The following is a 16,055-nucleotide window of genomic DNA, read 5'->3' as shown; positions in this document are numbered from 1 at the left end:
AGCAGCGCGCCTGCCGCGCTTACCCGGACTCGCCGGTCAGGCAGGCGTGGCACAGGCATCGGCCCGGGTGCGGACTGTTCGGCGCCGTCTCGGCGCGGTACTGGCGCGCATACCGTTCCAGCGTCGCGGAGACGTCCGCTGCGTAGTCCGCGTCAAGTCCACGTTCGACTCCTGCTTCACGAAGCCGCTCCAGGACACGGGGGGTGTGGACGAGTTTCGGTCGAAAGCCGTGGAGGTGGCGCGTCGCCGTGTCGATGACGATCCACCGGCTGGTGTGCCGTTCACGTCCGACCACCGTGACCCGATCACCTCCAGGACCCCAATACACGCCGACTATGTAGACCTTCGATCCGCCCTTGAAGTACTTCGTCCCCGGGCGCAGTTCCTGGCCACCGACTCCGCATCGACGCCAGGCCACAACGTTCGCCGCCACCAACCAGAGAGGCTCCTGCTGTGGGGCATCCGACTTGTTCACACGCCCCCGCCCTCCTCGCCGACGCCCTGCCGGACCGCAGGAGCCATCGTAATCCGGATGGCCACATGTGCTCCGTCGAGTCCGACGGAGCACATGCTCAAAACCTGTGGATCGGCCCGAAGGAAGTGGGCCCACCTTCCCAAGGGATCGATAGGTCCGTGCTCACGGCAGTCAACGAGGATGGCTCCACGCGAGACGGATCCCTGATCGACGAGATCGTCCGTGAAATCGCGGGCAGCCGCGCGGCCGGACTGGCCATGGTATTCAAGCTGATCGAGTCCGCCCAGGCCCGTTGGCAGACGGTGAACGCACCCCACATCGTCGGCGCGGGAGTCCGCTTTACTGGTGGTTTCAGAATGAGCTGCAATCGCTTGGGTTCAGGCGTGGTCTGACCTCCATGGCAAATGTGGAGCGCGTCATCCTCGGGGACGCGCCACGGCCGAACACGGGCACGCGCTGTTCGCCTTGCCGCCGACACGTCAGCGGCACTCGCTATCGTCCATGCCATGACCTCAAGTGATCATCTGCTTGACCTGATCCGGACCACCCCGGAAATCGATCTGCTGCTGCGTTCCTCGTTCGGCTTCGACATCCACCGGAAGCACAACGGCGATGATCTGAGGCTGGCCTCGGGTGCGCCGCTGGAGGCGATCGCCGGGGAGTTCGCCGGTGGGGCGTACTTCCTGTGCGCCGAGCGGAACGGCCGCCGACCGGTGGTGTTCGCGAGTTCCGAAGGGGAAGGCGGGCTACTCGCCGATGACCTGGCGGACGCTCTGGAGATCATGATCGGGCTGGAGTGGCGGGACTGCCTCTCGTTCTCAGGCGGTGGCGATGTGGAGGTCATGCAGATCTCCGCCCAACACCTCCAACGGTTCCGCGACAAGAACAACCCGGACATCGACGACGAAGCTGCTCAGGTGGCCGCAGCCCTGTCGCTGCGTATCGTGCCTGTCGCCGACCTCGTCGTCCGGTTGCACGCAGCCGCTTCGAAGACCGAACCGGACTACGTCGTGGCCGACGACGACGGGCAAGAATTCGATCCACCGTTCGGCAAGTATGTGGAACCGCGCCACGGAGGCTGGCGCTGACCCCGACCGGCCGCTGGCGCCAGTCGTATCGACACCGGTAGCTCGGCCAGTGCCTGACAACACGTCGGGCAGACTCTCCTGCGCGTCTGCCGACCTTGTTCCCGACGTTCTCTGGGAGCGGATAGCTCCGCTTCTCCCAGCCCGGCCCGCCCGACGCCATCGCCACCCGGGACGAATGCCGGTATCGGACCGCATCGCACTGGCCGGCATCGCCTACGTGCTGCGCAAAGGCGTGGCCTGGCACGATGTGCATATCCAAGTCGTCGGCTGTTCAGGAGTGACCGCCTGGCGCCGACTCCGGGACTGACTGAAGCCGGCGTCTGGCTCCGCTTGCACGAGGTCCTTCTCGCTGAACTGCGAGCGGCGGGGCTCCTGGAGATGGACGACTCGGCGATCGACGGCTCGCACGTCAGGGCACTCAAAGGGGGGCTCACACCGGACCTTCACCAGTCGACCGGGGTCGGCCGGGCAGCAAGCACCACCTGATCGTCGACCGGCGCGGCACTCCGCTCGCCGTCACGCTGACCCGCGGCAACCGCCATGACGTCACACAGCTCCTGCCGCTCCTGGACGCAATCCCACCGACCCGGGGCCTCGCGGACGCCCGCGCACACGGCCACGCAGGCTGTTCGCAGGCCGCGGCTACGACTACGACAAATACCGCCGCCTGCGGCGGAAGCGTCGGATCAAGCCGCTCAGCGCCCGCCGCGGCGTAGCCCACGGCTCGGGGCTGGGCAAGACCCGTTGGGTGGTCGATCGGACCTTCGCCTGGCTCCACCAGTTCAAGCGCCTACGCATCCGCTACGAGGTACGCGCGGACCTGCACCTCGGCCTGCTCCAACTCGCCTGCAGCATCACCGGCTTGAGACGACTCCGAATCTCATTCTGAAACGGTCAGTTAAACGCAGCTATCTCATCGAACACCCCGGGCCCCGCATCGCATGACGCGCGTTCCGGACAGGACGCGACGATGGCCGTGTCCTCAAAACCGGCGAACCGTACACCCGCCCCAGCCATCACAAGCAGGGCACCAAACCCAGACGCGTCAGCTGACCAGCAAGCTGCGAAGCACTCGCCGACTCACCGCACGGCAGGTTCAGTCATCAGCCATCACCAGTTCGCCGAACACTTGGAGTCCGATCTGGGCTGCCAGCCACGGCGCACGCTCGGCTTCGTGTTGCTTCACGTGGGCATAGACCGTGTGGTCCTCCGACGGCTCGTCCAGGTACAGATCCCGCGCGTTGACGCATAGCGACACGTAGGCGCCTCGTTCGCCGCCTGGCCCAAGACCCACCTCAGGCGCCTCCGGCCAACTTGAAAAATCCCAGCACACTACTGAGCCACCGCCCCCAACCGCAGCCAAGAGCTCCTCGACGGCGTCCGGGGACAAACAGAATGACTTGACCAGGACCGGCAGGTGCTCGGCCGGGTTGTCGCTGTCATCAAACGGGGCCGACCGATCAGCCCCTTCCGACCACCAGCTCATTTCGGTGAGGATCTTGCCCACCCGCTCAAGCGCCTGCGGGGTGTGGACCCTGGCCAAGAACGTGACATCCATCCCCGAAGTGTCGGCGAGAGCGAGCAACTGGTGGACCGCCCGGAGAGCCTCTTCCAGGTCCGGCGTCCTCAGCACTGCTTGCCCATACGAATTGCTCATGCGCGCAGTCTGTCAGGACCATCGAACACGCAAGATGCGCGGGCGGCGGAGGCGGGGAGCCGTACCCGGGGGTGCGGCGGCTGGCCGGGCGGCAGGTAGCCGTGTCCGGGCGGGGGCTGCCGGCCAGGCTGGCCGGGCGGCGGGAACGGCTGAGATCGGGCCCCACGGGAAGCGGTGCGAATCAGGTCACCGTAAGGCACATTCGCGTGCATGTGCGGTGGTGTCCTAACCGTGACGATCGAAGGGTCAACCATCGCTGCGGGTAGCCGCATGCCGATCAGGGTCTGGAGATCGAGGGCGGCAACCCGCAGGCCGCCCTGAGCCTCGTCGGCCAGTTCGCCGAAGACGGCCATCACCGCGCGAGCCTCGCCGCGGGTGAGGAGCGGAAGCCGGTCGCCGGGCTGCTGCATGGGGCCGTCATGGTCCACGCCGGAGGTCACGACTGCGACCTGGACACGTCCGTGAGGTGCGGATAGGTGTCGGGATACTCGTCCCGTACCTGCTCCAACGACATCGAGTCCCAGTCCATGCGAGGTCATGCCCGACCAACGTAGGCGCGCCTTCTGGTCAAGGCTCCTCGTCGGCCTCGTACTGATGCGGCTGCTCGCCCTGCCACGCGATCGCAGGGGAATCCCCGAGGACCATGTCCTCCGGGTCGGGCAGGTCGATTCGCCGCAGGAACTCGATCAGGTCAGCGTCGCTATGCGCCAGGCCGAGGACTGCGTCCACGCCGTGCACGCGGATCGTTACCCGCCGGCCACCCGACGGGGAGATGCGGTGCACGAGGATCGGCGCACGGTCCATGCCTCCAGCCTGCCGTCGACGCCCCGGCCGGGCATCCGGAGCGGTCACTCGCCCCACTCCTCCGGACCTCCGCCGAGCCACCGGATCGGGGGCCAGCCCTCCGCCGTCTCCAGGCCGGCCGCGCGGAGCAGCTCCACCACGCCGGCGAAGCTGTGCGCGACGCCCAGGGCCCGGTCTTCGGCGTGCACGTGCGCCACGACGGCCCGGCCGTCTCCGGCGAGCGGGTGGACGACGATGTACACGCTGTCGGCCATACCTCCATGGTGCGGCGGGCCGGTCAGTCCAGCACGTCGAGCGCCGTGTCCGGCCGGCAGTGCGTGCACGCCTCGACGCCCTCGGCCAGGGCACGGCGCGCAGCGTCCCGGTCGGCGGGCCTGCAGCGGCCGGGTGTCCCACGCCATTGCCCCCGAGCAGACCGCCGACGCCGCCCGGATCGAAGCCACCACAACGATCCCCGCGCCCGCGCCCCCCAGAACCGCGACCATAACCCCGGCACACCTCGCCGGAGGGCCCGTCTCTCCGACCGAACTGGGCCTACCTCAGATGGCTGCGGGCAGTCCACTTGCCCAGCAGATCTCGAGGGGCCATGGTTCCGTGTACTGCGCCGAGTTGAGGGGGAAGGCTCCCCACCTAATGGTGCGGCCGCAGCAATCGCAGAGCAGCCTGGTGCGGGCGCCTGAGTCCTCAAGGATCCCAGCCGCCTCGACAGCGGCTTCGAACCAGCCGACTGCCGCGATCTCTACGGGTGCGCCGGCGAGCAGAAGCTTGCTGTTCCAAAGACTGAGGCCGGTGACCGTCCGTATCGCACGGACTGCCTCCATTTTCCCGTCTCCTGCTTGTGTCAGCAGCACACGGAATCCTGGCTCTTCCACACACCCTCCCGGCCGTTCACGAGCTGTCCGGCAAATGAACCATCACGGCAACGGCTGAGTGCCGCGGGCGGGTGGACGATAGGCCCAGCAGGCTATCGCCGGACCCAGATCAGGATGGCGGCGAGGTGGGGGGCGGCTTGGTGGGCCTCGGCGAGCTTGTCCGTTCGCAAGGCCAGACCTCGCCACTGCTTGAGCCGGTTGATGCATCGTTCAACGGCGTTCCGCTCCTTGTAGGCCTCACCGTCGAAACCGGGCGGCCTGCATCCGGCACGGCCCCGCTTCAGGCGGTGACCGAGCTGGTCAGCGGGCTGCGGAATGACAGCCTTGATGCCGCGCCGACGCAGAGATGTCCGCGAATGGCGCGGGACGAATAGACGCGATCTGCAAGAACAGCGACTGGTCGGGTTCTCGGTCTCCCGATGCCGCCCCGCGGGACCCGGATCCTTGCCATGACGGCCTCGAAGGCTGGCGCATCACCGGCCTGACCTGCGGTGACGTGCAAGCCCAGTGGCCGGGCGCGGCTGTCGCTGGCCGGATGGACTTTCGCACTCAGGCCGCCGCTGGAGCGTCCGAGTGCGTGATGGTCGGGTTCCGACCGACCCGCCCAACGACGAGCTCGTCGTCCGGCTCGCCGGGACGCTCCCAGTGACCTGACCATGTCACGGACCGGTAACGCAGGCCGCCTGCCCGGCCCGAGCAGCGGATGATGCACACCTCACGACCTATGTCCCTGGGGGGATTCATGCACGCCCGCACCACTGGCCTCGCTGCCACCGCCCTGCTGCTCTGCACCATCACCGCGTGCGGCAGCAGCGACAGCCCCTCCGACGAGGCCACTCGCATCAGCCCGACACCCGCCCCCACGACGAGCAGCCCCACCCCTTCCGCCACCCCGACGGCCGACCCGGTCCTCGCTTTCGGCCAGACAGTGACGTTCGACGACCCGTCCGACAACGACCCGGTACGCGGCAACGCAACCGTCCTCGGCTACCGGCACAACGTCCGCTCCGTCGGCTCCGCTGCCGACGAATCCGGGACCCCCGGCTACGTCTGGGCCGCCCTCGACATCAAGGTGTGTAGCGAGTCAGGCGCCTTCCTCGCGACGACCCCGCCATGGACCCTCAGCTACGCGGACGGGGCCCGTGTCAGCGCATCCAGCACCACGTACGGGGACTTCCCCAAGCCAGCGTTCCCCTTCGAGACGCAGCTGACCGCAGGCAAGTGCGTCAAGGGGAACATCGTCTTCGCCGTGCCCGACAGCCCCCGGCCGAGCACCGTCATCTACGCCCCCCAGTCACTCGACAAGCCCCGCGAGTGGACCGTCCCGCCCCAGTAAGCGAGGTGGCGCCCGTGGTCGGCAACCCCCGCAACGGGCGCCCCTACCGCAGCCTCTGCGCCTGGCAGCGCGCCGCACGCCGTCCCTCCTGGCTCTGCGACACGACATCCACTACGACATCACCGGCCCCCACACAGGCAGGCACCCCGACGCGTTCACTCTCGATCACGTGCAGCCCCTCAGCCGCAGCGGCGACCTCCTCGACAAGGCCAACGCCCGCAGCGCCCACCGCAGGTGCAACAGCGCCCGCGGCAACCGCACCAGCGTCCGCGTGCAGGGCTCATCGCGGACGTGGTGACAGCCGTGCTGTGCCAGCGTCACACCGTCCGCTCCCACACTCCCAGCGCCCCTGCGGCCGCCCGTACGTGGCCTGCCGTCAGCCGACCCGCCGCCCGCAACTCCAGTAACCGGCCCACCACCGCGCCACGCATCTCCACCCGCGCGACCTCCGGCAGCACACTCCGCTCCCCCACCACCACACACCCGACGACCGGGAAGACCACCACAGGCCTCAAGCCTCCCGGCCGACACACCCACCATGGATAAGAAACGCCGATTCCGTGGCAGTGGAGACCGTGGTGCTGGCCGCGCCGCCCTATGACAGCGACAACCACCCCAACCACCGCTTGCGTGTCAGTAGCAGACACGCCCCTTGTCATACGACCAGCACGTACGCCCTGGCTGACGACCCGTCACTGCCAACCCCAACCCACACCAAACCGGCACATCGCAGTTGGCCAGGCTTCGCAGCGTCGGACGGTCAGATGACCACCGGCTCAGCGCGAGTGTGCGCGGGTGGTCTCCGGTCAGCGGCGGCCGGTGGCCAGGATGACGAGGAACTGGCCGCCGCCGGCCTGGATGTCGGCTGTGACCGGCATCCCCGGTACCAGTCGGGAAAACCGGTCCACCAGCCAATCCGCCGCCTCTTGGGCGTCCTTCCTGGTCGGACAACGGCCCACCATCTCGCGGCCCCCCTTGCGCTCCAGCCTCTCGGCAACGGCGATCAGGGGCGCGGGTTCGACTACGTACAGGCGCTCCGGCCAGGGGATGACCACCTTGACCGCGCCCTTGCGGGTGTTGCACCCGCGGTGCGCGAGCCGCTCGGCGACCTTGGCCTTCCGGTCGGCGGTGCGGCTGTCGACACTGGGCCCCCGCGGATCGTTCACCGACTCGTCGGGATCGACCGGTTCGTCACACACCCAGCACCGCCAGCCGTCACGCTCGGCCACATCATCAAGGAGACTCATCCGAGCAAAGTAACCTGCCCGGCCGCCACCCCGCGCACCAGGGCCGGCGCGGCGCGGGCCAGGCTGGCTCCCACCGCGGACTCCGTGCGTGAGATCGCCGTGTGGTGCAGTTCCAGCCCGGCGCGCTGCGGCGGCCGTGGGCAAGCCCCGCTCGAGGGTGGCTTGCCCACGGTCACCGGGGCTTGCCCAACCGGGCCACCAGGAGGCTTGCCCGACTCGGTCACCAGGAGGCTTGCCCGGGATGGAAGCGGGAGAGCCAGCTCCCGCCGGCACCCGGCCCCGCCCCGGACAGACGACAGCGCGGGCCGCCACCACAGTGGTGGCGGCCCGCGCTGGGGTTCGTCAGAGGCGGTCTCTCAGGCGGTCAGCGAAGCCCGGGATGTCGTGACCCCGGGGTGGCTTCGTTCACTTCAGCCCACTCAGGTGCTTGGTAATCCAGTAGCCGCCAAAGATGTCGGCGTTCAAGAGGACGGGCAGGATGATTCCGGCCAGCACCGCGAGCGTCATCCCGGCTCGCAATCTGCGCGTCGTGGGATCTTTGCCTCTCACCGCCGCCACCGGGCCTGCGATCGCCATGACAACAACCCCCACCCAGAAGTTGCCCCACGTAGGCCCTTCTGTCCGGGCCGATGCTGTGATCATGGAGGCGATCACTGTCATGAACGCGAGGGGCATCAGCATGGTGATCCGGAGGCGTGCTGGCAGTGGCCACCCCAATGGCCTCCCGGGCTCAGGAGCCGAGGGGGATCCCACATGGGCGGGAGTCTCTGGGGAGGGCGCAGGCCTCGCAGCCTCCTCCTTACCGGCTCGGTGCCCAACGCGTATCTGTGCCAGTTCGAACGCTTCTACCTCCGCCACCGTGGCCCCCATGGCACGGACAAGGGTCCCCATGTACTCCTTCGGAGGCATGCCCCGGCCGGACAGCCAGTAGGCAATCCAGCTGGGAAAGTCCTCGAAGTCGGGGACGTCGGCGTCGGGGAAGACCGCCCTGGCTATCTTTTCCAGGGGCCAGTTTTGCGTGCCTGCCCGGATACGGAGGACGCGCAGCTGCTGGGCGAAGCCCGCGAGGTCCTGCACCTTGTCGAGGTCCTCGACCAGCGATGCGGCGGTGTCCTGGAAGCTGGCCGTGTTGGCCGGCCGTCCGCTGCCGTCGGAGCGGGGCCGGGCCTCGGAATAGAGAGGGTTGGCCTGGGAGTAGCCCGGGTGAATATCAGAGACGGCCGCTTGCCGTCCGTTGTCCACGACGCGTGTATCTCGCCCCTCTGGCTCGGACGCGGCAGGCGTCTGTTCAGCCCTTTCGTTGCTGGTCGCGTTGTTGTCCGTGATTGTCTTGGACAACACCGGATCCTCAACGTGCTGTCGCTGGTCGGGTACCGAGCTGGCGATGACGGTGCCTTCAAGGATGGTGGGCCCGACCGCAGCTGCGAGGTTCTCGTTGGTCAGGTGGGCTTGCACGGCAAGCTCTGCGATCTCCTGATCTGCCTCGGCGCCCTCCTCGATGAGGTCGGCCAGCGTGTTGTCGAAGTCCTCCAGCAGGATCTCGGGTACCGGCGGCAGCTGGGCCACGACGGGCAGTCCCGCCGTGTCTACCGCCTCCATGCGCTGCTGGAGGCGGGCCACCTGCTCGCGGGCCTCCATCACCTCCCGCGTCATGGCTTGCTGAGCCTGCTCGGCGGTGTACCGGCGGCTCTTGGCCTTCTCCAGTTCCGCAGAAGTCCGCTCCAGCCGGAGCCGTGCCTGCGACAACTGCAGCTCCACCTCGGCCCGCTCCCGGTCAACGACCGAACGCAGCTGCGTCTCCTTGCTCGCTATGACCGTGTCCAGCAGGGCGCCCATCTGCAGCAGCGAGGAGATCATCGCGTTCGCTTTATCCGCCGCCTGCACCGCCCGGTGCTGTCCCTTCAAAGCCTCGATCAGCTCACCCTGTACCCGCAGCAGCTGAACCGAGCCCCCCGCCCCTGCTGCAGCTCCCTGTTCCGGCTCCGCCGGCCGCAGCGACTCCGCGTGCGCGGCCTTCCACCGCTCGGCTCCCTCGGTCGTATGGGCGCCCAGCAGGGCTGGTTTCTCGGCGAACAGCGACGTGATGAGAGAGCCGAGGAGTTGCTTCGGAATCACCTCGGTGCCGTTCATGTACTTCGCCCACGTCGAACGGGCCGGTCCGGATGGACAGAGCGCGCGAACCTCGTCGACGGTCCGCGGGTCCGTGATCCGGCACACGAACGCGGCCAGCGCATTGGCCTCCGGACGTCCCCTCAACTCCCTCTTGCGCGCCATCCGTCCCCCATTGTCCAGCGCTCGTCCACGCCCCTGGCCCGCTGATGTGCGGTGATCCTCCACCAGCGCATGGCCAATCAGATCAGCTCGCACTCTGGAGCGACACCTGGTTCACCACATCCCCGGGGGGAAATGACCATGCCCTTGAACAGCATCTGCGACTTCCTGCTTCACGACGTCCTCGGGAACATCGCCGCGGCGGCACTCGTCGCTGCCACCACTTGGGGTGCACGCGCCATCCGCACGACACGTGCCCGACGGCAACGTGCCGAATAGGCCTCTTTACCAGCACGGAGCATCGCTTCGGTGAATCGAGGCCACCGCCCGGTGATGTAGCCCCTCGTCCTCTCCCGCTCGCCCGGCCCGGACGACTACAACACGGGCTTGATCATGATCTGTTGTACGGTACGGCCGTGTGGGGTCCTGACGACAGGCGGCGGCTCGACCCCTCGGTCGCCGGGAGCCCGGCGTGTACCTGCCTCTGTCCCGCTGTTAGTGATGCGTCGTACCGTGGAAACGCGGCCTTCTTCGCATTGCTACCGGGTGGGGGTGTGGCGAATGGCGTTTGGCATTCCGGATTGGGCACGGTTCTCGAACTCGACAAGGACGACCTCGGCCTCGCCGGCACGGGCGTCAACGCGCCGGACGTAATCGCGGAGCTCCTCCTGCCAGTGGCCGAGCGGGACCGCGAGCTGCTTGTTTGCGTGGAGAGCAGGCGGGATCATCTGGGCGGCAGCCTGGCGCCGCACGGCGCATGCACAACAGGGTGGCGAAGTAGCCGAGGCAGGACTTCTCCGCCGACCTGGTCGAGCGGTGCATGGGCCCGGTGCGGCAGGCGATGGCGGGCGACAAGGTGGTGCCAGCGGCTGGTTTGGGTCTGGTCCACCAGACGCCGGACGAAGTCGTCACCACCGCGATGGGTGTCGCCGGCGGTACTCGGCTTTGGTGATCACCGTGGTGGTGCCGCCCTCGTGCACGACGATCACGGAGTTGGTCGTCGCCACGTCGATATCGAAGGGCTTGGCCATCGACATGCCCTCCTGATCGCTAGGGCCGTCAACGGTCTTGTTCTGGTCCCTTCAGGAGGCTAACGGCATGAAGCGCCCATGTCTGGGCGGGGCGGCCGCGTCAGGAACTCCGCGATGCGCTCCCCCCACGTCCCGACGTCGGCTCGCGTGTGTGCCACGCGCAGCCGGGCGTCAGGCAGACAGGCGGCGAGGGTGTCGGCCGTCGCCTGCGGGTGGCCGGGGTCGTCCGCCCAGGTCAGGATCAGGGTTGGATGGCGCAGCGTGGCGATCGTGGCGGGCGGGTGCAGGTCGCTGAGTGCGAGGCCGCGCAGTACGGAGGGCACGACGCGCTCCTCGGGTGTCGGCGGCAGTTCGGGGACGTCCGCCACGGCCGCCGGACGGGGCCGGCCGGTCCTGGCGGCCCCCCAGGCCTGCGCGCCCTGGCGTTCGATGGTGTCGGCGGCCGTCCGGTTGGCGCGTGCGTAGGCCTCGCGGGTCGCCCATGCGGTGGGCGGGATCAGCAGCACCAGCCGGGAGAACCGTTCGGGCGCGCGGAGGGCGGCGTGCAGGAGCGTGCCGCAGCCCATGGAGGCTCCGATGCCGTCGACGGGTGCCGTGGCCCCCAGATGGTCGAGCAGGGCCAGCAGGTCGTCGGCGAGGGAGGGGTAGGTGTAGTCGGTGGCGACGGGTTCGCCGGTGGACCGGCCGTGGGCCCGGGCGTCGTAGCGGACCAGGCGCCGCCCGGCGTCCAGGACGGGTGCCCAGTCGAAGAGGCCCATCCGCTCCTCGTTGGCCTGGCTCCCGAACCCCCCGTGTGCGTACACGGCGAGCGGCCCGTGCCCGGCGTCGTCGTACACGAGCTCCGCGCCGCGATGGCGGAAGCGGCCTTCGGAGACGGGATGTCCTCCCAGGGTCCTCATGGCCTCACGCTAGCGCTGTGGCCGGAAAGGCGGCCGGAACCCGGCTCGGCTCGGCGCGTGGCCGTGGCCCGGTCCGCTGCTTCTCGCGTGATGTCGGCGTGGACGCGGAAGGCGACGGGGCGGCCTTCGCCGGGGTCGCGTTTCGTACAGGGGCCCAGCAAGGCGCGACGAGCTCCCGGTCCCGGGCCAGGGTTGCGGCAGGAGTTCGAGCGGTAGCAGCGGGTCGGGGTCCATGGTGCGGGTGAGTTCGGCGGCCACTTCGACCGCCCTGGTAGGGAGAGCCCGTACGGGCCAGCACCACCAGGGCATCGGCGAGCGCTTCAGGCTTGGCCCCCGGTACGCAGGGGTCGCCTTCGGCCTGCGCGAGCCACCGCTACACCGTCCCCTTCCGCACACACTTGACGTCTGGGAATGTCCGCGCGGCCGGGTTCGGCGTTCCCGGCGCGGAGGGCCGCGAGGTGCTTGCGGTCGACCTGGCGACTGCCGGGGTAGCCGTGCTCGCAGACTCACCGGCCGGGGGCTGCCGAGCATCGCGAAAATCGGCCCAACCATCGCGCCGGTATCCGACCGGCACGTGCGGCGAAAGACGACACGACCGGCGCGTCATGCAGCATCCCTGCTGTGTCAGCTCCCTGACCTCCTCTCGGCTTGGCCGATGCGCACCGGACTGTCCGCAACGCCGGACGAGATGGCAACGCCGATGACAGCCGACGACCCTAGGGATTCCTGGCGGTGTGGTCGGAGGGGACGAGATGGTGGGCGACGCTTCGCAGTTTCTCGCAGGTCTCCTCGTGCTCGCGTTCGGGCCGTGACTGCCGTACGACGCCCGCCCCGGCTTGGAGCCAGGACTGGCCGCCCATCCGGAAGACGCTGCGCAGTACGAGGGCGGCATCGAGTGTGCCGTCGGCGTCGCAGGTCAGGACCGCGCCCGCGTACAGGCCGCGGGGGTTGCCTTCGAGCGCCCGGATGAGGGGATACGCCTGCGCTTTGGGGATGCCGGTGGCGGTGACAGCGGGGAAGAGGGCCGCGAACGCGTCCCAGGGGCCATGGCCAGGGCGGAGGCGGCCGGTGACGGTGGAGGCCAGGTGCTGGACGGAGCCCCGGTCGAGGACGGTCATGTACTCGCTGACATTGGTGTCTTCGCATACCTCGTCGAGGTCTTGAAGCGCGAGTTTGACGGAAATGGCGTGCTCGTGGATCTCCTTGGGGTCGCCGAGGAGGTCGGAGCGCAGCCGGGCGTCGTTCCCGGCCGTTCCCGTCCGGGAACGGGTGCCGGCCAGAGGCCGGGTGGTGACGTGGCCGTCGGTGGTGACCTCTGCGACCGTCTCCGGACTGAACCCGGCCGCCTGGATACCGCCGAGGTCGAGCAGGAACGAACGGGCCGGAGTGTTGGCCCGCCGCCCCGCGACGTAACTGGCGACCAGATCCACCTCCCCGGGTAAGGGAACCCGCCGAGAGAGGATCACCTTCTCCAGCGGGCCCTGCCCCTGCAGTTCCACCAGGGCTGCCGTGACCGACGCCTGGTAGGTGCCGGTGTCCTCCAGGGACAGCGCCATCCGCCCGGCCGGTACCGGCGGGGCTGCGGCGCCCCCTTCCCGCACGTGGTCGACGAGCAGATTCCGCCGTTCGGCGGTCAAGGACCGTACGAGGACGTGTGTTGCGTCGCAGCGCACCTCGTCCGATGGCACGATCAGGTCCAGCAGGGTTTCCATGCTTTGCGGTTCTGCTCCGGCGAGCACAGCTCCCAGCTCGAACTTCACCCAGCCGTACGCCCGCCAGCCCGCCACCGGGGTCTCTGCAAGCCGTGCCCCCACCTTGCCCAGGTCCCAGGCCTCGTGTCCACTCAGCCGGACCGAAGCCAGGATGTCGCCGGCCAGGGACCAGCCGGAAGCGTTCTCGTATACAACGTACTGGTCGAACAGGCCGCTGCGGACCAGCCGAGCCATCAGCAGCAGCGGCTCCTCCTCCAGTGGCAGGCGCACTTCCAGGTAGGTGTTGCGCGTCATCACTACACTTCCTTCTCGTGCAGCCGGCGGCCCCGCGCACTGATCAGCGGGTATGAGTTGACGACAAACTCCGGGCGCTTCAACAACGCCCGGAACTCATCCAGGTCATCGGCGCTCACGCCGGATGCAGCCAGTCGGTCGGCGACCTGGTCGGTGTTGTGGCGGTGCAGGGCAATGCCCGTACCCCCGCCCGGCCACGCTTGGGCGTACGTGGTCGCCGTGAGCTCCTGCAGTCCGGCCACCGCCATCGCCCCCAGGACCCGCCGCCCCCACAGCGGATCGGCGCCGGCCTTCTCGAGCAGGCCCATCAGCGCCGTGTGGACCCGGTCGAACAGGAGCACCGACGCGTCGTCGGGCGCTGCCAGTACCGGCGTCCAGCCGCAGTCGAACTCCTCCAGCACCAGCCACCCGCCCGGCCGCAGGGCCGCCACGAGCCGCGTGAGCACCTCGATCCGCTGCGGCAGGTGCAGCAGTACCAGCCGGGCGTGGATGAGGTCGTAGTCCTTTCCCGGCAGCGGGTCATGGACGACGTCGTGCCGCAGCAGGCGCACGTGATCCGGGCGCTGCCGGGAGGCGGCCCAGCGCGGTTCGAGCTCGGTGACCGTCACCTCGCCCTGCGGCCCCACACGCTCACCCAGCCAGTCGCCCAACGAGGCACTGCCCCCGCCGATTTCCAGGCATCTCCAACCCCTGGCGAGTCCGGTCAGCTCCAACTGGCTCCGGGAAACAGGGTCATAGCAAGACTCCAGGACGGTGAAACGGCCGACTGCATGAGCGTCGGCGCTGTCGAAGAGGTAACGGGACACAGAATTCCTCAATGCGCAGGAGGGGACAGTGCCCTCACACGGTCACGATGGAAGAGACACCAAATCGCTGCAGGCCCCAGGGGCCCATGCCTCTCCCGTAACGCCATGCCCATCAGGCAACGGCCCATCCGAATCAGCGGGGGCGCATGACAGCATTCCCGCGGCGCGCGCTCGCGGACATCCATCTCACTGCATGAGGGATGTCCCTATCTACCGATGCCGCGTGGGCAGTGATGGGGCCGCCGTTGCCGCCTGCGGGCCGGGCTCGTGGACGGTGGCCACGGCCGGCCAGCGCTGGCCTCCGCCACCACCCCGGTGGACCAACACCACGTCAAGGACGTCGCGGCTCCCCCACTACGATGCGAACCGCACACCCTCCCACGGTGCCCAGGGGCGGTCTCAATCAGGTGCTCGTCCACCTACCGGCCTGCTCCAACGCAGCGGGGCTGGCCGGCCGACCGCGCAACCAGCCGTCGTCATGCAGGCGGCTGAAGACCAGGTCCCAAAGGGCCCGCCACCCACAGGGGGTGGCGGGCCTCGGCGCTGCGAGCCCTGGCTACGAGGCGGGTGTGAACTCCACCTCGGTATCACCACAGCCGGCCGCGATCTCGGACAGCCGAGCCTGCTCGGCCTCATCGACGTGGCCATGCCCCAGCGGAGCTTGGTCGCCGCCGCTCCGCGCCGTACCGGCACAACGCCTCCGGCGACGGCGGCAGCCACTGCACCGGATCCTGATCCGCCTTCTGCCGATTCGAACGCGCCGTCACCGCAACCAGCGAGGAGCTGGCCCAGGTCATTGGCGTACACCTCCCGCCGGGCGACCGCCTTGGTGGCGGGCAAGTCTGGTCATCCTCACGGATCCGGCCTCACGGCCTGGCATTCGACCCGTGATCATGGAGCGGGAGTCCGATCTCTCGCCCCCGCCCTTCGACCAACCAGGAGCCCGCATGTCCGTCGAGCTCGACTTCCCCGAATTTCCCTACGAGGAACCCTCCGGCAGCATCACCTGCTGGCAGAAGCCCTGGAATGGCGTCCTCGTCGTGGTGGACCAGATACGTTTCAAGACCGGCGACAAGGTCACCTTCCACATCACGGTCTGCAGCGACGCCACCGGGCGGACCCCGGCTGCTGAAATCCAGGGTGTCGCGAGCATCACCGCTGACACCACCTCGGCCAGCTACACAATCCCCTGGAACGGCGTCCTGGACGCCGTCACCGAGGGTTCCATCATCGCCTTCTACACGCTCACCCCCGCCGACGGCAGCCCATCCTCGAGCTCGCAGGAAGCCATCGTCCGGTACTCCCGTCAGCGGCCCGGCGGCACCGTTTGCGGTCCGGACAACTGAACCGCAGTAGTGGCTACAGGCCGTCGAGCGGGCGTGGTGCCCTTCCGTTGAGTAGCGCGGCGCCCAGGCATGGGAGAGGCAGCTGTCGGATCTCCCGTACGCGCGCTTGGTGATGGATGGCTCTTCCCCGCCCCGGGTCAGAACCGCACCTTCAGTAGCCGGCGGCGTCGCAGGGCAGGAGCGCTCGTGAACACCCCTGTCAGAACCACCTGGCAAG

18 protein-coding genes and 3 pseudogenes are annotated in these 16,055 nt (G+C 68.7%); 6 read left to right on the top strand and 15 right to left on the bottom strand.

The window, feature by feature from the left end; translation table 11 throughout:
* Positions 1 to 633 precede the first annotated feature (633 nt).
* From ACIPUC_RS14625 to ACIPUC_RS14615, 3 genes and pseudogenes are all read left to right on the top strand, one after another.
* Positions 634 to 867, top strand: coding sequence for a hypothetical protein (locus tag ACIPUC_RS14625; protein ID WP_446589734.1), 234 nt, complete (start codon positions 634 to 636; stop codon positions 865 to 867).
* Positions 868 to 981: 114 nt separating this feature from the next.
* A complete protein-coding gene (locus ACIPUC_RS14620) occupies positions 982 to 1,563 on the top strand; it encodes a hypothetical protein (RefSeq protein ID WP_446589603.1) in 582 nt (193 codons plus the stop codon).
* A 49-nt stretch (positions 1,564 to 1,612) separates the two neighbouring features.
* Positions 1,613 to 2,452 (top strand): annotated as a pseudogene (locus ACIPUC_RS14615) (IS5 family transposase).
* Positions 2,453 to 2,659: 207 nt separating this feature from the next.
* Here ACIPUC_RS14615 and ACIPUC_RS14610 read toward each other — a convergent pair.
* The 7 genes and pseudogenes from ACIPUC_RS14610 to ACIPUC_RS14580 all read right to left on the bottom strand — a co-directional run.
* Positions 2,660 to 3,220, bottom strand: coding sequence for a hypothetical protein (locus ACIPUC_RS14610; protein ID WP_446589601.1), 561 nt, complete (start codon positions 3,218 to 3,220; stop codon positions 2,660 to 2,662).
* A complete protein-coding gene (locus tag ACIPUC_RS14605; protein ID WP_446589599.1) occupies positions 3,217 to 3,660 on the bottom strand; it encodes a hypothetical protein in 444 nt (147 codons plus the stop codon). Before ACIPUC_RS14605 ends, ACIPUC_RS14610 begins: the two co-directional genes overlap by 4 nt.
* A 127-nt stretch (positions 3,661 to 3,787) precedes the next feature.
* Positions 3,788 to 4,024: a hypothetical protein gene (locus tag ACIPUC_RS14600; RefSeq protein ID WP_446589598.1), complete on the bottom strand. Its 237-nt coding sequence runs from the start codon at positions 4,022 to 4,024 to the stop codon at positions 3,788 to 3,790.
* Positions 4,025 to 4,068: 44 nt separating this feature from the next.
* On the bottom strand, positions 4,069 to 4,278 hold the full coding sequence (locus ACIPUC_RS14595; protein ID WP_446589597.1) for a hypothetical protein: 210 nt from the start codon (positions 4,276 to 4,278) through the stop codon (positions 4,069 to 4,071).
* Between the two features lie 23 nt (positions 4,279 to 4,301).
* On the bottom strand, positions 4,302 to 4,520 hold the full coding sequence (locus tag ACIPUC_RS14590; protein WP_446589595.1) for a DUF6233 domain-containing protein: 219 nt from the start codon (positions 4,518 to 4,520) through the stop codon (positions 4,302 to 4,304).
* A gap of 43 nt (positions 4,521 to 4,563) precedes the next feature.
* On the bottom strand, positions 4,564 to 4,875 hold the full coding sequence (locus ACIPUC_RS14585; RefSeq protein WP_446589594.1) for a ribosomal protein L7/L12: 312 nt from the start codon (positions 4,873 to 4,875) through the stop codon (positions 4,564 to 4,566).
* 113 nt (positions 4,876 to 4,988) lie between these two features.
* A pseudogene (locus tag ACIPUC_RS14580) lies at positions 4,989 to 5,524 on the bottom strand (IS5 family transposase); the annotation flags it as partial.
* Positions 5,525 to 5,638: 114 nt separating this feature from the next.
* Here ACIPUC_RS14580 and ACIPUC_RS14575 point away from each other — a divergent pair.
* Positions 5,639 to 6,232: a hypothetical protein gene (locus ACIPUC_RS14575; protein WP_446589593.1), complete on the top strand. Its 594-nt coding sequence runs from the start codon at positions 5,639 to 5,641 to the stop codon at positions 6,230 to 6,232.
* A gap of 169 nt (positions 6,233 to 6,401) precedes the next feature.
* On the top strand, positions 6,402 to 6,530 hold the full coding sequence (locus tag ACIPUC_RS14570) for a hypothetical protein (RefSeq protein ID WP_446589592.1): 129 nt from the start codon (positions 6,402 to 6,404) through the stop codon (positions 6,528 to 6,530).
* A gap of 19 nt (positions 6,531 to 6,549) precedes the next feature.
* Here ACIPUC_RS14570 and ACIPUC_RS14565 read toward each other — a convergent pair whose 3' ends face one another.
* From ACIPUC_RS14565 to ACIPUC_RS14530, 8 genes and pseudogenes are all read right to left on the bottom strand, one after another.
* Positions 6,550 to 6,690, bottom strand: coding sequence for a hypothetical protein (locus tag ACIPUC_RS14565; RefSeq protein WP_446589591.1), 141 nt, complete (start codon positions 6,688 to 6,690; stop codon positions 6,550 to 6,552).
* Between the two features lie 348 nt (positions 6,691 to 7,038).
* Complete coding sequence (locus ACIPUC_RS14560; RefSeq protein WP_446589590.1) at positions 7,039 to 7,479, bottom strand: hypothetical protein; 441 nt, start codon at positions 7,477 to 7,479, stop codon at positions 7,039 to 7,041.
* Positions 7,480 to 7,884: 405 nt separating this feature from the next.
* On the bottom strand, positions 7,885 to 9,753 hold the full coding sequence (locus tag ACIPUC_RS14555; protein WP_446589588.1) for a hypothetical protein: 1,869 nt from the start codon (positions 9,751 to 9,753) through the stop codon (positions 7,885 to 7,887).
* A gap of 905 nt (positions 9,754 to 10,658) precedes the next feature.
* Positions 10,659 to 10,781 carry a hypothetical protein gene (locus tag ACIPUC_RS14550; protein WP_446589587.1) on the bottom strand — a complete coding sequence of 41 codons (123 nt, stop codon included), beginning with the start codon at positions 10,779 to 10,781 and terminating at the stop codon, positions 10,659 to 10,661.
* A 59-nt stretch (positions 10,782 to 10,840) separates the two neighbouring features.
* Positions 10,841 to 11,680, bottom strand: a complete 840-nt coding sequence (locus ACIPUC_RS14545) for an alpha/beta fold hydrolase (protein WP_446589586.1) — start codon at positions 11,678 to 11,680, stop codon at positions 10,841 to 10,843.
* 716 nt (positions 11,681 to 12,396) lie between these two features.
* On the bottom strand, positions 12,397 to 13,686 hold the full coding sequence (locus ACIPUC_RS14540; RefSeq protein ID WP_446589584.1) for a salicylate synthase: 1,290 nt from the start codon (positions 13,684 to 13,686) through the stop codon (positions 12,397 to 12,399).
* A 2-nt stretch (positions 13,687 to 13,688) separates the two neighbouring features.
* Positions 13,689 to 14,492 (bottom strand): class I SAM-dependent methyltransferase, encoded by an 804-nt coding sequence (locus ACIPUC_RS14535; protein WP_446589583.1) that lies wholly within the window; start codon positions 14,490 to 14,492, stop codon positions 13,689 to 13,691.
* 556 nt (positions 14,493 to 15,048) lie between these two features.
* Positions 15,049 to 15,311: pseudogene (locus ACIPUC_RS14530) on the bottom strand (HNH endonuclease); the annotation flags it as partial.
* Between the two features lie 128 nt (positions 15,312 to 15,439).
* Here ACIPUC_RS14530 and ACIPUC_RS14525 point away from each other — a divergent pair.
* Positions 15,440 to 15,838: a hypothetical protein gene (locus ACIPUC_RS14525; protein ID WP_446589582.1), complete on the top strand. Its 399-nt coding sequence runs from the start codon at positions 15,440 to 15,442 to the stop codon at positions 15,836 to 15,838.
* Positions 15,839 to 16,055 lie beyond the last annotated feature (217 nt).

It is taken from the genome of Streptomyces sp. LARHCF249 (genome assembly GCF_052871255.1).
Note: the sequence above shows the minus strand (reverse complement) of the source record. Positions and strands in the feature narration are given on the sequence as shown.